Consider the following 13529-nt stretch of genomic DNA (forward strand, 5'->3'; position numbering starts at 1 on the left):
AACGTACAGATGGAAGTGAAGCTGATCACGCCGATCGCCATCGAAGAGGGGCTGCGTTTTGCTATCCGCGAGGGTGGCCGCACGGTTGCTTCCGGCGTCGTGGCTTCCATTATTGAATAGTTCAAGATTGTATTGAAAGCGGGGACAGGGTTGTCTGTCCCCGCTTTTTATATGCGCAAACAAAATTGCCGGAAAGGGCGGAAATCTCTGGCCAGATGGGCTTTTTTGGTTGACAACTTGCCTGGGGTATGATAAATTTAATAAAGCGTCACCCCTTGGGGTGTTTTTTAGTGATGAAAATTCTAGGAGGTACCAGAAGATGCGCGTAAAGATCACACTGGCCTGCACGGAATGCAAGCAGCGGAATTATGATACGACCAAGAACAAGAAAAATACGCCGGATCGCTTGGAAGTGCGCAAGTATTGTAAGTTTTGCAAGGCGGAGACCGTACATCGCGAAACTCGCTAAAAGCCATGCGCCTGATTTAAGGGAAACGGGACAACTAATTGCGAATTGAGGATGTGAAGCTATGGCGGGCATTTCGCTCAAAAAGGACCCGGCGGGGTCTTCTGCACCCGAGAAAGGGCGCAAGGGCGGGGTAAAAGCGCAGAATAATAAAAAGCAAAAGCGCAAGCCCTTCCGTTTTGTGCGCGAATCTTTGGTAGAATTGAAAAAGGTGAACTGGCCTTCCCGTAAAGAGCTTATCTCTTACACGGTGGCTGTGGTCGTCTTTGTCATTCTGTTCATGATCGTGATCGGTGCGGTTGACCTGGGACTTTCCCAGCTGTACAAGCTCGTGATAAATTAGGGTGGGAGGTAGAGGTTATATACCTCTGGTCTAAATATGTCTGAAACCACTGCTAGTGCTGCATGGTATGTCGTCCATACCTATTCGGGATATGAAAATAAGGTAAAGGCCAACCTGGAAAAAACCGTGGAGAACCGCGGCTTGCAGGATCTGATCCTTGAGGTAACCATCCCGATGGAAGAGCAGATCGAAATTAAAAACGGGAAACGCAAAACGGTTCAGCGCAAGCTGTATCCGGGTTATGTCATGGTCAAAATGATCATGACGGACGAATCCTGGTACGTAGTGCGCAATACGCGCGGCGTGACGGGGTTTGTGGGCCCGGGGTCCAAGCCCATTCCGCTGTCCAATGAAGAGGTACGCTCCATGCAGGTGGAGATGGTCCCGGTCAAGTTGGATGTGGAAGTCGGCCAGAATGTCCGTGTGCTGTCCGGTCCGCTGGAGAGCTTTATCGGTACGGTGACCGATGTGGATGCCGAGCGGCAAAAGGTACGCGTATCTGTATCCATGTTTGGCCGCGAAACGCCGGTTGAACTGGATTTCACCCAGGTGGTTACCTTATAAGTAACCTTTTATTTGCTTCCAAGACATGAGCAATCATGTGTTGTGATAGTGGGAGGGAAGCGCCGCGCAAGCGTGGCTCCCGCCTGAACCACAAAACGAAGAGGAGGTGTCAAACATGGCCAAGAAAATTGCGGGTTATATCAAACTGCAGGTGCCCGCCGGCAAAGCGACTCCTGCGCCGCCGATCGGTCCGGCGCTGGGTCAGCACGGCGTCAATATAATGGGATTCTGCAAAGAATTCAACGAGCGTACGGCAAAGCAGGCCGGTCTGGTTATCCCTGTGGTAATCACCGTCTATGCGGATCGTTCTTTCAGCTTCATTACCAAAACGCCGCCGGCCGCCGTTCTGATTAAGAAGGCGATCGGTCTGGAAACGGCTTCTGGTAAGCCGAATCGTGAAAAAGTCGGCAACATCACCACTGCCCAGATCCGCGAGATCGCCGAGCTGAAAATGCCCGACCTGAACGCGAACACGGTTGAAGCGGCGATGAGCATGATCGCCGGTACGGCCCGTTCCATGGGTGTTGTCGTCGTCGACTAATAGCGCTTTTAGTAATGTGGGAGGACGGGCGTGGCCCGGCCGATAATACCACCAAGGAGGAAACGAAATGAAACATGGTAAGAATTACCGTGCCAGCCAGGAGCTGATCGACCGCTCCAGGCTGTACGATACCGCTGAGGCTGTGCAGCTGGCCCTCCAGACGGCAAAGGCCAAGTTCGATGAGACCATCGAGCTGTCCATCCGTTTGGGTGTTGACCCGCGCCATGCCGACCAGCAGGTTCGCGGCGCGGTGGTGCTGCCCCATGGTACCGGCCGTACGGTTCGCGTGCTGGTCTTTGCCAAGGGCGATAAGGCCACCGAGGCGCAGAACGCCGGTGCCGACTTCGTGGGCGCCGAAGAGCTGATTGCCAAGATCCAGAATGAAAACTGGTTTGATTTTGATGTTTGCGTAGCCACCCCCGATATGATGGGTTTAGTGGGCCGTATCGGCCGCGTGTTGGGTCCCAAGGGCCTGATGCCTAACCCCAAGAGCGGCACGGTTACGATGGACATCACCAAGGCGATCGAGGATATCAAAGCCGGTAAGGTGGAGTACCGCGTTGACCGTTCCAGTATCATCCACGTGCCGATCGGCAAAAAGTCTTTCGGCGAAGAGAAACTGTTGGAGAACCTGAACGTGTTGGTGGATGCCGTTGTCCGCGCGAAACCCGCTGCGGCCAAGGGTACCTACATGCGTTCGATGGTCATCTCCTCTACGATGGGCCCTGGCATCAAAATCAACGCAGCGCGCTTCTAAATTGTATTGACGGGACGCCTGTCCCCTGGTATAATATTAGCGTTGTCAATTAAATAAATGGCCACCGCAGACAGCAGGTGCCCTTTGGGGCATAAAGGTTTACCGCCTGCCGAGGTGCGCATGGATATTGTATTACACAATGCCCCTGTGCCGGTCTGCGCACAGGGGCTTTTTATTGCGAGTGAAGATGCAAGGAGGTGGCAAAGAAGAATGTCCCAGAATGTTGAACTCAAAAAGACGGTTGTCGCCGAGATTTCTGATCGCTTCGCACGTGCGCAGGGCGTGGTGCTGGTGGATTATCGGGGTCTGACGGTGGAGGAAGTGACGCAGCTGCGCCGCTTGTTCCGCAAGGAGAACGTGGAGTACAAGGTACTGAAGAATACGCTGATCGGCCGTGCGGCCAAGGAGCAGGGTATCGAAGGCCTGGATCCCGTTTTGGAAGGGCCTACGGCGGTCGCCTTTGGTTACGACGATCCGGTCGCTCCGGCGCGCATCGTTTGTGACTTTATTAAAAAGACCAACAAGGTTGAGATCAAGTGCGGCGTCGTATCCGGCAAGGTGGTAGACGCGGCCGCGGTCAACGACCTGGCGAAGCTGCCCAGCAAAGAGGTGTTGGTGGCCAAAATGCTTGGCTCGCTCAATTCCCCGGCAGCAGGGCTGGTGGGTGTGCTCAGTGGCCCCGCCCGCGCATTGGCCGTTGCGCTTAATGCGATCCGCGAGCAAAAAGAACAGGCGTAAGTTAAGCGCCTCAAGTTACGCGTAAAGCGAATCAAAAAATTTGGAGGTAAATTCAAATGACTCGTGCTGAAATTATCGAAGCCATTAAGGAAATGAACGTTCTGGAGCTCTCTGAGATGGTCAAAGAGCTGGAAGAGATCTTTGGCGTTAGCGCTGCTGCCCCCGTGGCCGTGGCTGCTGCTCCCGCTGCCGCCGGCGATGCTCCCGCTGCTGAGGAGAAGACCGAGTTTGACGTTGTGCTCAAAGAAGTGGGTTCTGAGAAGATCAAAGTTATCAAGGCTGTGCGTGAGCTGACCGGCCTGGGCCTGAAAGAGGCGAAGGAAGCGGTTGACGGCGCGCCCAAGACCCTGAAAGAGGGCGTTTCCAAAGAGGATGCCGAGAAGATCAAGGCGACCTTTGCCGAGGTTGGCGCCACCATCGAGATCAAATAAGAAACCAGGGTTTCTTAAAAGGCTCCGCGCATGCGGAGCCTTTTTATATTACATGAGGCCAAAGTTACCCGTGGGGAGGCCAAGCAGAAATTTGCACCGAGCTAGGGGAGAATGTGGGAGAGCAAGGGTGAAAATCGGCAAATATGAAAATAAAGTTGTGTTTTATCCGTATAAATGCAGGAATTTGATGCAAGTTTGTTGTATTAATATAACGTGATGGCGCTGCCGGACGAGATGGACAGTAAGGGGCGGTATGAATGTTGTTGCGTACAGAACAGGAACGCCGGGAGGCAGAGCTGCTCGCGCCCTGGGCTGCAAAAGCGGCGCAGACCCGTGGCAGAGAAAGGGCGATTACTCCCTGTGAGATCCGCACCGAGTTTCAGCGGGATCGAGATCGAATCTTGCATTGCAAGAGTTTCCGCCGCCTGAAGCATAAGACGCAGATGTTTCTATCTCCGGAAGGGGATCACTACCGCACGCGGCTGACGCATACCCTTGAGGTTTCTCAAATCGCCAGGACAATCACCCGGGCCTTGAACCTGAACGAGGATTTGGCCGAGGCGATCGCTCTGGGACATGACTTGGGGCATACGCCCTTTGGACACAGCGGCGAGCGGGCGCTGCGCAAGGTGATGCCCAATGGCTTTGAGCATAATGAGCAGAGCCTGCGCGTGGTGGATTTTATCGAGCGCGACGGCGAAGGGCTGAATTTGACTTGGGAGGTGCGCGATGGCATCGCCCACCATTCGGGGCCTGTGGAGCCACAGACGCTGGAAGGCAAGGCCGTGCATCTGGCGGACCGGATCGCCTATATCAACCACGACATAGACGATGCGATGCGGGCGGGTATGCTTCGCCAGGAGGATCTGCCGCAAAACTGTTTGGTGATACTAGGCAAGACCCATGGACAGCGCATCAACACCATGATTTTGGATATTATCCGCCATAGCGGCGGACGCGAGGCAGTGGAGATGTCGCCCAGGATCGGCAAGGCGACGGATGAATTACGGAGCTTTATGTTTAAAGAGGTTTACCATCGCTCCATCGATCCGGCGCAGGAAGCGCGCGCAGAGCACGTGATGATCGCGCTGTACCAGCACTTTGCAGCCCACCCGGAGGCGCTGCCGGGCGAGATGCAGGCGCGCATTGGTCGCTTTGATTTAAGCTGCGTGGTAGGGGATTATGTGGCGGGAATGACGGACCGCTTTGCCGTAAGAACGTATGCGGATCTATACATCCCCACGGCCTGGCATGTTTTGGATAGCGAATGATTCTTATAAAAATAAAGGGTTTTGGCGAAAGATGTCGAATAAAACCCATTCGGCCCCTATGCGTGGATGGGGCAGTTAGGTGATGGATAAATGGCAACTTATTTCCCGGAGCAATGGTTAAATGAACTGCGCAGCCGCAATGATATTGTGTCTGTAGTTTCACAGTATGTGCCATTGCAGGCAAAGGGACGCCGTTATTGGGGGTGTTGCCCGTTCCATTCGGAAAAAACGCCCTCGTTTAGCGTCAACCCTGAGATGCAGATGTACTATTGCTTTGGCTGCAAGGCGGCCGGCAATGTGATCGGCTTTATCATGGCTGCAGAGCGGCTGGATTTTTTTGACGCCGTAAAGCTGTTGGCCGAGCGGGTGAACATGCCTTTGCCGGAAATGGACGAGCGTGGCCGGCAGGATTACCAGAGAGAGCGGGTTTTAAAGGATCAGCTTTACGAGGTCAACCTGATGGCCGCTCAGTATTTTAGGGATCAGCTGAATACCCCGGCGGGGAAGCAAGCGCGCGCCTATTTGATCAGGCGGGGCTTGAGCGAGCACACCATCCGGCGCTTTGGGCTGGGTTACGCGCCCGATTCCTGGAACGCTTTGTTAGATTTTGCGACCCAAAAGGGCGTACCCAAAGAACGGCTGGTACAGGCCGGGCTGGCAGTACAATCCAAAGGGCGAACCTATGATGCTTTCCGCAACCGGGTGATCTTTCCCATCATTAATACGATGGGGCGGGTGATCGCCTTTGGCGGGCGGGTGATGGACCAGAGCCTGCCCAAATACCTGAACTCGCCGGAGACGCCGGTGTTCAACAAGCGGCACAACCTATATGGGTTGAACTTTGTAAAGCGCCAGCATAAGCCGGAGCAGCTCTTTGTGATGGAGGGCTATATGGATGTAGTATCCGTAGCGCAGCAAGGCGTGATGGGCGCGGTGGCTTCGCTGGGTACCGCGCTGACCAGTGAGCAGGCAAGGCTGCTTAAACGATATGTGGATCGGGTGATCCTCAGTTACGATGGCGATTCTGCCGGGCAGAACGCGGCGCTTCGGGGCTTGGACATACTCCATAAAGAAGGGCTGGAGGTGCGGGTGCTCCCGTTGCCCGAGGGCATGGACCCGGATGAATATATTCGCAAATTTGGCAAGGACGCCTGGGACAAGCTGGCGCAGGATGCGCTGACGCTGCCCGCTTTTAAAATGAAGATCGCCGCAAATCGGCAGGACCTTTCTACCCTGGATGGGCGCACAAAATACGCCATCGCCGCCGCAAAAATCATCGCGGCCGTGGAAAATGCGGTGGAACAGGAGATTTATTTAAAGCGCTTACAGGTGGAAACGGGTTTTTCAATGGAAAGCCTGAAGGCACAGGTAGATGGAAGCGGCGCGGAACTAACCCCCAGGCATAACGTAGAACGTACCCGGAATACTAAGGATGACGCGCAAACCGAGATGAACCCGGAGACGCGGGCCGGCTGGTCGCTTTTGGCCAACCTGGCATCAAACGGCGAGGACCTGGCCTGGGTGTATGAACAACTGGAGCCCCAGGCACTGGCAGATGAAACGCAGCAGATGCTGTATCAAAAATTGCGCACCACAGCAAAAGAAGGCGGAAACCTTGCGCCTTCGGATCTGTTAGACGAGATAGAGGATAGCGAGAAAAAGGCGCTGGCAGCCAGAATGCTGGCTGGGGAACAGGCGCCCGAGCAGATGACGAAATATGTGCAGGACTTGGTCTGGGAGATAAAAAGCCAGGCCGTGGAACGGAAGATCAGCCAACTGCAAAGCCAACTGAAACAAAGCGGCCTTGATGCGGAAACCCGCAGCGAGCTGCTGCGGGAGATACAGGCGCTGATCGTCGCGCGGCAAAGCGGCCGCCGCCACAGTTAAGGGAGGCGAGTGTTTGAAAAACAATCAGGAACAAAAGGAAAAGATCAAAGCACTGCTCGAGTTGGGCAAGAAAAAGGGTAATCTCACCTATAAAGAGATTATGGACACCCTGGAGGATATCGAGCTGAGCCCCGAGCAGATTGAAAAGATTTACGCCACGCTGGAGAGCATGTCAGTGGAGGTGATCCGCGACGCTTCGGCTGGCGATATCGACCTGAGCGAGGCGGCGGAGGACGAGCCTACCACCGAGGAAAAGCTGGACCTGAGCGTGCCGGAGGGCGTGAGCATAGACGACCCGGTGCGGATGTACCTAAAAGAGATCGGCAAAGTGCCTCTGCTAACAGCGGAGCAGGAGATTGATATTGCCAAGCGCATGGAGCAGGGCGACGAGGAGGCCAAGCGGCTTTTGGCGGAGGCTAACCTGCGCTTGGTGGTCAGCATCGCTAAGCGGTATGTGGGCCGCGGCATGCTGTTTTTGGATCTGATCCAGGAGGGTAACCTGGGGCTGATCAAGGCGGTGGAGAAATTCGATTATCGCCGGGGTTATAAATTCAGCACGTATGCCACCTGGTGGATCCGCCAGGCCATTACCCGCGCCATTGCGGACCAGGCCAGGACGATCCGCATCCCGGTGCATATGGTGGAGACCATTAATAAGCTGATCCGCGTATCCCGCCAGCTTTTGCAGGAGTACGGCCGGGATCCGCAGCCTGCAGAGATCGCCAAAGAAATGGGCATACCTGAGGAGAAGGTGCTGGAGATTATCAAGATCGCCCAGGAGCCGGTATCGCTGGAAACGCCCATCGGCGAGGAAGAGGACAGCCATTTGGGCGACTTCATCCCGGATGACGATGCGTTGGCGCCCGCGGAGGCGGCGGCTTTTTCGCTGTTTAAAGAGCAGTTGATGGATGTGCTGGACAGCCTGACACCCCGGGAGGAAAAGGTGCTGCGCCTGCGCTTTGGCCTAGACGACGGGCGGGCCCGCACGCTGGAGGAAGTGGGTAAGGAGTTTAACGTAACGCGGGAGCGCATCCGCCAGATCGAGGCAAAGGCGCTGCGCAAACTGCGCCACCCCAGCCGCAGTAAAAAACTAAAGGACTTTTTAGACTAAACTGCATAGCGATACGCGAAATGAGAATGGGTTTGAAAAAGAGTGGGTATAGGCTTTAAAAAGGCGAACTCACTCTTTTTTGTGAAAGACTGAAAAACAGTATCCCTGGCAAAGCGCATGACCTATGAGATAAAGCTGTAAGGGCGCAGAAAAAAAGGAGGCGCAAGCGTAACAAATGAAGACTGCAATTCAAAAAAATGCACTGTGGATATGGTTAGCTGTGGCCGCTGTAGTCATTGTATTGACGGTATCATTTTCGCCGGTGGCGGCGTGTGTAATTGGCTTATTACCTTTAGCTGTATATTACGCATTGGCGTACTTTTCTATACGTATGACGCCGGCAAAGGATATTTTAAAATCGTTGACCAAAAAAGAGATATGGATTACAGTTGTCATCTGTATTGGTTTTTTTGGAGTAATGATGTATATCATTGCAAAAGAAAATTTTATTGAATATTGGGATTTTGGCGCATACAAAAACTTTGCCCTAACCCAGGGGAAAATGCTTTTTGATGATCCATGGGGTACCTTGCAGGCGCTTTACCAAAGCATTAATACAGCTGAATATAACAATCTTCTTGCGTTAATAATATCGATCCCACTGATGCTTTTAGGGGGAGGTTATGGCGCTTGCAACTTATTGGTCGTCTTTCTGTTTATCATACCCTTTGCCATTGCGTTTTCACTTTTAATGCGGTGCTTACTGCAAAAATACGGCTTGAAACAGATCTCATTTTATTGGTTTGTATTGCTTGGGTTTATAATTCCCCCAGTATTTATTCCTGCACTGCAAGGTTATTGTGATGCGAGTGTTTTACTGCCCGTTGCAGCAGTTACGCTGTTAACCTTAACGCGCGACTTGGGTAAATTCAATTGGAAGAAAAATTTGCTGACAGTTGCGTTATTACTATATATTCTTTGGTTGAGACGATATATTGCCTACTGGCTATTGGGCGGAGTGCTTACCTTGCTGATATGGTCAATTTTCCGCCTGATTATACTGCCCAAAGGAGAACGCAAGCGATTTGCCGCTGGGTTTTGCGCCAACCTTTTGATGGTTGGGGCTATTGGGGCGGGAGTGATCGTCATTTTCTTCCCGGGTTATTTTGAAATGCTGCTCTCCTCTCGATATGCGGATGCCTATGACGCGTATGGGCATGACTCATATCTGGTTCGGTTTACACAAGGCATTCATTATTTAGGCATTGCAAGTGGTATAATCTGCGCCATAGGCGTTGTACTTGAGTTAACGCAGATTCGCAAGCGTCAGTTTATCTGTTTCAACGCGGTGCATTTAATGATAAGCTTGTTATTTTTCCTGCGCATTCAAAATTTGACGGCACATCATGCATATATTTTGGTCTTACAGTTTATGGTTCTTATTGCTGGCAGTTTTATATATATTGGGGCAATCGCAGTTAAATCGCGGAAACTGAGGATAGCCCGGAATATAGCCGGAGGCCTTTGTGCCGTTCTCGTTGTATCCAATTTCTTTTTTAGTTTACCGGATCTGTCTGGGATAAATCAGAAGCCCAAATTTTTCGGAACAGCGGCTTATCAGGCTAAAATCATGGGACAGTATGGAGATATCATTGAGGTGCGACAGATTTTAGAGAACGTTGCATTAGCTCAGAATAAGTCGATCTATATTATTGCCAGTTCGTCTTTTTTTAATGAAGACATGATACGCAAAAGTTATATACCGCAAGATGTACCGCTAAATCTATTACCGGTTCCACATGTGGATAAGAACAGTGGCTTTAATACTGACTTTTTCGGCGCTGATATTGTGGTTGTTTGCGACCCGGTGCAGTATCATTTAGACAAGGGACAACGCGTGATTACGGAACTTTCTGATATGGTTACGTCGGAAGACTCACCGCTCCATGCGCATTATAGGGTGGTAGACTCGGTTACCTTACAAGGTGTGGATAATGGCGGCGAAAGGCAAAGCGATAAGGAAAGAAGTGCGGTTTGCACTATTTACGAAAGAGTAGAACCCTTTACCAAAGAAGACGTAGAATATGTCCGAGACCGTTTCAAAGCGTACTATCCTGATTTGCCAGAACTCTTTGAGAATAGGTTTGATCAGTATATTCAGACGCATTTTGCGCAAACGGAGAATTAGCGGTGGAGGAAGGCTATGCGAAACCAGAGGGCAGAGGCATTGCAGCCCAGATTGCTAACCGTGGCGGGCATGCTCGAAAAAGACGGCGCGCTGCTGGATGTGGGCAGCAACCACGGCAGGCTGTGCGCCTATCTGGCGGCTACCGGCTGGAAAGGGCGGCTGATCGCCAGCGACATCAGCGCGCCCTCGCTGGACCGGGCCAGGCAGCGTTTCCAGCGGCTGGGCCTTGAAGGGCGCATAGAGCTAAGGAACGGCGACGGCCTGCAGGTGGTGGCGCCTGGCGAGGTCAACGCCTGCGTGATCGCGGGTATGGGCGGCAGGACGATTGCTAAAATATTGGAGGACGCGCCCCGAGGTGTGGCAGAGACACTGACGCTGATGCTTCAACCGCAATCGCACTTAAGCCAGCTGCGGCACTACCTGTGGACCCATGGATGGCGTATCCAGCGTGAACGCCTGAGCAGGGACGCAGGACGGTTTTACGTGGTGCTGCGGGCCGTACCGGGACAGGAGGAACCTTACACGCCGGTAGAAGAGGCGCTGGGGCGCCGGCTGTTGGCAGATGGAGACCCGCTTTTACAAACGTATCTGTCGTGGAATTTGCAGGTGCTGTGCGCAAAGCGCGAGGGCATGGCCAATAGCCGCCATAATAAGCGGGAAGAACTGGAGCGAATCGACGCGCTGATCGCACGCTGCCGGGAGGGATGAAGATGGCATTTGCAAGGGTTAAAGATATTGCGGAAGTGATGGACCGCTGGTGCCCGCCGGAGTGGGCGGAAAGCTGGGACAATGTGGGCCTTTTGGTGGGCGACCCCGCGGCGGAAGTAAAGCGCGTTTTGGTCACACTGGATGTGACGCCAGCTGCCGCGTTTGAGGCCGCACAAAAGGGCGCGCAGATGATCGTTTCACATCATCCCTTGATCTTTAAACCCCTCAAGACCCTACGCGAGGATCGGGCGGGACAGGGTATCGTCTGGCGTTTAGCGCGGGACGGCATCGCGGCGTTTGCTGCACATACGAATCTCGACGTCGCCCCCGGCGGCGTAAACGATGCATTGGCCGCTGCGCTGGAGCTGCAGGATTGTAAGATTTTGGAAGAAAACGCAGCGCAGATGTTTAAGCTTACGGTTTTCATCCCCAAGGGATACGAAGAACGGGTACAACAGGCGGTGTTTGCCGCTGGCGCGGGCCGGTATGGCCATTACGACCAAAGCGGCTTTGCTGTGGAAGGTCAAGGCGGGTTCCGGCCACTTGCGGGCAGCAGCCCCTTTCTGGGGGAAACCGGCCGGCATGCGCTGGCGCAGGAGACGCGGTTTGAAGCGATTTTGGACGCGGCGGACAGCGCCGCGGTAGTAGCGGCGCTTTTAAAAGCGCACCCTTATGAAACGCCGGCCTTTGATTTAGCGCCGGTTAAGATCCCCAAGGCGCAAGGGGGGCTGGGCCGCATCGGCTCGCTGCCTCGGGCGATGAACGGGGAAGAACTGGGACGGTATGTGTGTAAAAAATTATCGGCTCAGGGCGTGCGGCTGTGTGGGCCGCAAAAGGAGCGTATAAGCCGGGTCGCCGTATGCGGCGGCAGCGGAGCGGGGACGATCGATTCGGCCTGTGCTTTGGGCGCTGATGCGCTGGTGACCGGGGATGTGGACCATCACGAGGCGCTGTACGCGCTGGAGCGAGGGTTGCTTCTGCTGGACGCAGGCCACGGGGTAACAGAGCGGGTGGTACTGGACTGCGTGGTTGACCGTTTACAAACCGCCGCAAATGCTTTACAATGGAATTTAGATATCGTAAAAAGCGATGAAAGCCATGATCCGTGGATGTGGGTTCAGGGATAAGCCGGTGCTTATTCCTTTTTTATAGGGCCCGCCCGAAGCGGAAAGATATAAGGAGTGTTGAAATGAAGGGTTTAGATCAATTGTGGGCTTACCAGAAGGTGGATATGGAGATCGATAAGGCCGAGCATGAGCTTAAGGTATCCCCCGAGCGGCAAAAGCTGGTGCGCACCCGTAATTTTCTGGTGGAGCAGCAAAACTTGATTAAATCGATGACCGAAGCGATGGCCGATAAGCAGGCGCTAGTGGAAAAACTGCTGGAAGCGCACGGCAAGCTGGCCGAGCAGGCGGAGGAATACGAGCGTATCGTTCAGGATGAAAAGGACTTTATCACCAAAGAGGAGCTTGAGCAGATGCGCCAGGAGGAGATCGAGCTGCTGGATGGGCTGAAAAAGTGCGAAAAGGAGCTAAATGCCCTGGGCGGAGAGATGCAGGATCAGATCGCCAAGCTCAACGATATGCGGGTGAAGATCGCTAAAGCGAAGAAAGATTATCCCGTACTCAAGGAGAAATACGACCAGGCGGCGGCCAAGATCGTGGAGGCTACCCGTCCGCTGGTGGAGCAGCGCAGCGAGATGGCCAAAACGGTACCGGAGGAACTGATGGCGCGCTATAAGGCCGTCAAAAAGCAACGGCCGATGCCGGTGGCCAAGCTGGTGGGCGACCAGTGCGGCGGATGCTTTATGAATATTGCGGCGCTGGTGATGCAGCGGGTAAACGAGCCGGATACCATCGTCGTGTGTGAAAACTGCGGCAGGATCCTTTATCCAGTAGAAAAATAAAACTTGTAGACGCATAGAGAATTATGATATGATAGGCCTTGTTTGCGAGGCAGCTGGACAGCCGCGGTCCGCTTAGGGCGGGACGAGGAAAGTCCGAGCTCCATAGGGCAGGGTGCTGGGTAATCCCCAGTGGAGGCGACTCCAAGGAAAGTGCAACAGAGATATACCGCCCGTTTTGTAGCGGGTAAGGGTGGAAAGGCGAGGTAAGAGCTCACCAGCGGACAGGGTGACCTGCCCGCTCTGTAAACCCCACCTGGAGCAAGATTGATGGAAGAGCGCGGCGGCCCGCCGCATTTCCAGATAATCGCTTGAGCCTGCGGGCAACCACAGGCCTAGATAGATGGCTGTTCACGACAGAACTCGGCTTACAGGCTGCGCTCGCAAAGCAAACGCCGGCATTTATGCCGGCGTTTTTGTTATTTAAAATAAGGTGCTGTGCCGCTCAAGTACGGAAACGGCGTGGTCTATCTTTTCTTTGGCCTGCTCGCCCGTGGTATTGCCATCGTGCACATAATGGATGACGGCGGTCTTTTCTGCCGGGGAAAGGGAGCCAAAATAGGTCAAGGCCTCGTTATTCTGCGCTAAGGACATGCCAAAGCCGATGGGCAGCTCTGGCACGTTTGATTTGGAAGGCATGTCTTTATTCCTCCTTTGTTTTTTCTAGTTTCCCGAACTTAC

Annotated in this window: 16 protein-coding genes, 1 other RNA gene and 1 other annotated feature; of the genes, 16 read left to right on the forward strand and 1 reads right to left on the reverse strand. The window is 53.6% G+C overall.

Annotated features, from left to right (window positions below):
• The 16 genes from H8699_RS11380 to rnpB all read left to right on the forward strand — a co-directional run.
• Positions 1–120 (forward strand): EF-Tu C-terminal domain-related protein (locus H8699_RS11380; protein WP_330605238.1); only part of this gene is annotated, 120 nt, incomplete at its 5' end.
• 199 nt (positions 121–319) lie between these two features.
• Positions 320–469 (forward strand): 50S ribosomal protein L33, encoded by a 150-nt coding sequence (gene rpmG / locus H8699_RS11385; RefSeq protein WP_138296691.1) that lies wholly within the window; start codon positions 320–322, stop codon positions 467–469.
• A gap of 61 nt (positions 470–530) precedes the next feature.
• Positions 531–809, forward strand: coding sequence for a preprotein translocase subunit SecE (gene secE / locus H8699_RS11390; RefSeq protein WP_138296690.1), 279 nt, complete (start codon positions 531–533; stop codon positions 807–809).
• 36 nt (positions 810–845) lie between these two features.
• Complete coding sequence (gene nusG / locus H8699_RS11395) at positions 846–1373, forward strand: transcription termination/antitermination protein NusG (protein ID WP_138296689.1); 528 nt, start codon at positions 846–848, stop codon at positions 1371–1373.
• A 115-nt stretch (positions 1374–1488) separates the two neighbouring features.
• Positions 1489–1914 carry a 50S ribosomal protein L11 gene (gene rplK, locus H8699_RS11400; protein WP_138296688.1) on the forward strand — a complete coding sequence of 142 codons (426 nt, stop codon included), beginning with the start codon at positions 1489–1491 and terminating at the stop codon, positions 1912–1914.
• 67 nt (positions 1915–1981) lie between these two features.
• Positions 1982–2671, forward strand: coding sequence for a 50S ribosomal protein L1 (rplA, locus tag H8699_RS11405; protein ID WP_138296687.1), 690 nt, complete (start codon positions 1982–1984; stop codon positions 2669–2671).
• Between the two features lie 46 nt (positions 2672–2717).
• Positions 2718–2855, forward strand: a sequence feature (ribosomal protein L10 leader region).
• 26 nt (positions 2856–2881) lie between these two features.
• Positions 2882–3409, forward strand: coding sequence for a 50S ribosomal protein L10 (gene rplJ, locus H8699_RS11410; RefSeq protein ID WP_138296686.1), 528 nt, complete (start codon positions 2882–2884; stop codon positions 3407–3409).
• Between the two features lie 56 nt (positions 3410–3465).
• Positions 3466–3840 carry a 50S ribosomal protein L7/L12 gene (gene rplL, locus H8699_RS11415; RefSeq protein WP_249285805.1) on the forward strand — a complete coding sequence of 125 codons (375 nt, stop codon included), beginning with the start codon at positions 3466–3468 and terminating at the stop codon, positions 3838–3840.
• 257 nt (positions 3841–4097) lie between these two features.
• Complete coding sequence (locus tag H8699_RS11420; protein WP_249285806.1) at positions 4098–5111, forward strand: deoxyguanosinetriphosphate triphosphohydrolase; 1014 nt, start codon at positions 4098–4100, stop codon at positions 5109–5111.
• Positions 5112–5201: 90 nt separating this feature from the next.
• Complete coding sequence (gene dnaG / locus H8699_RS11425; protein WP_249285807.1) at positions 5202–6998, forward strand: DNA primase; 1797 nt, start codon at positions 5202–5204, stop codon at positions 6996–6998.
• Positions 6999–7011: 13 nt separating this feature from the next.
• Positions 7012–8109: an RNA polymerase sigma factor RpoD gene (gene rpoD, locus H8699_RS11430; protein WP_138296682.1), complete on the forward strand. Its 1098-nt coding sequence runs from the start codon at positions 7012–7014 to the stop codon at positions 8107–8109.
• 175 nt (positions 8110–8284) lie between these two features.
• Complete coding sequence (locus tag H8699_RS11435) at positions 8285–10237, forward strand: hypothetical protein (protein WP_249285808.1); 1953 nt, start codon at positions 8285–8287, stop codon at positions 10235–10237.
• 15 nt (positions 10238–10252) lie between these two features.
• Positions 10253–10945, forward strand: coding sequence for a tRNA (adenine(22)-N(1))-methyltransferase (locus tag H8699_RS11440; protein WP_249285809.1), 693 nt, complete (start codon positions 10253–10255; stop codon positions 10943–10945).
• A gap of 2 nt (positions 10946–10947) precedes the next feature.
• Positions 10948–12072 (forward strand): Nif3-like dinuclear metal center hexameric protein, encoded by a 1125-nt coding sequence (locus H8699_RS11445; RefSeq protein WP_249285810.1) that lies wholly within the window; start codon positions 10948–10950, stop codon positions 12070–12072.
• A gap of 62 nt (positions 12073–12134) precedes the next feature.
• The gene (locus H8699_RS11450; protein WP_249285811.1) at positions 12135–12851 is read left to right on the forward strand and encodes a zinc ribbon domain-containing protein; all 717 of its coding nucleotides are present in this window, start codon (positions 12135–12137) and stop codon (positions 12849–12851) included.
• Positions 12852–12896: 45 nt separating this feature from the next.
• Positions 12897–13236, forward strand: an RNA gene (gene rnpB / locus H8699_RS11455) — RNase P RNA component class A.
• Between the two features lie 35 nt (positions 13237–13271).
• On the opposite strand, the gene H8699_RS11460 is transcribed toward rnpB, so the two are convergent.
• Positions 13272–13487, reverse strand: a complete 216-nt coding sequence (locus H8699_RS11460) for a YdeI/OmpD-associated family protein (RefSeq protein WP_249285812.1) — start codon at positions 13485–13487, stop codon at positions 13272–13274.
• Positions 13488–13529 lie beyond the last annotated feature (42 nt).

Source organism: Luoshenia tenuis, from assembly GCF_014384745.1.
In the GTDB taxonomy this organism is placed as follows: Bacteria; Bacillota; Clostridia; order Christensenellales.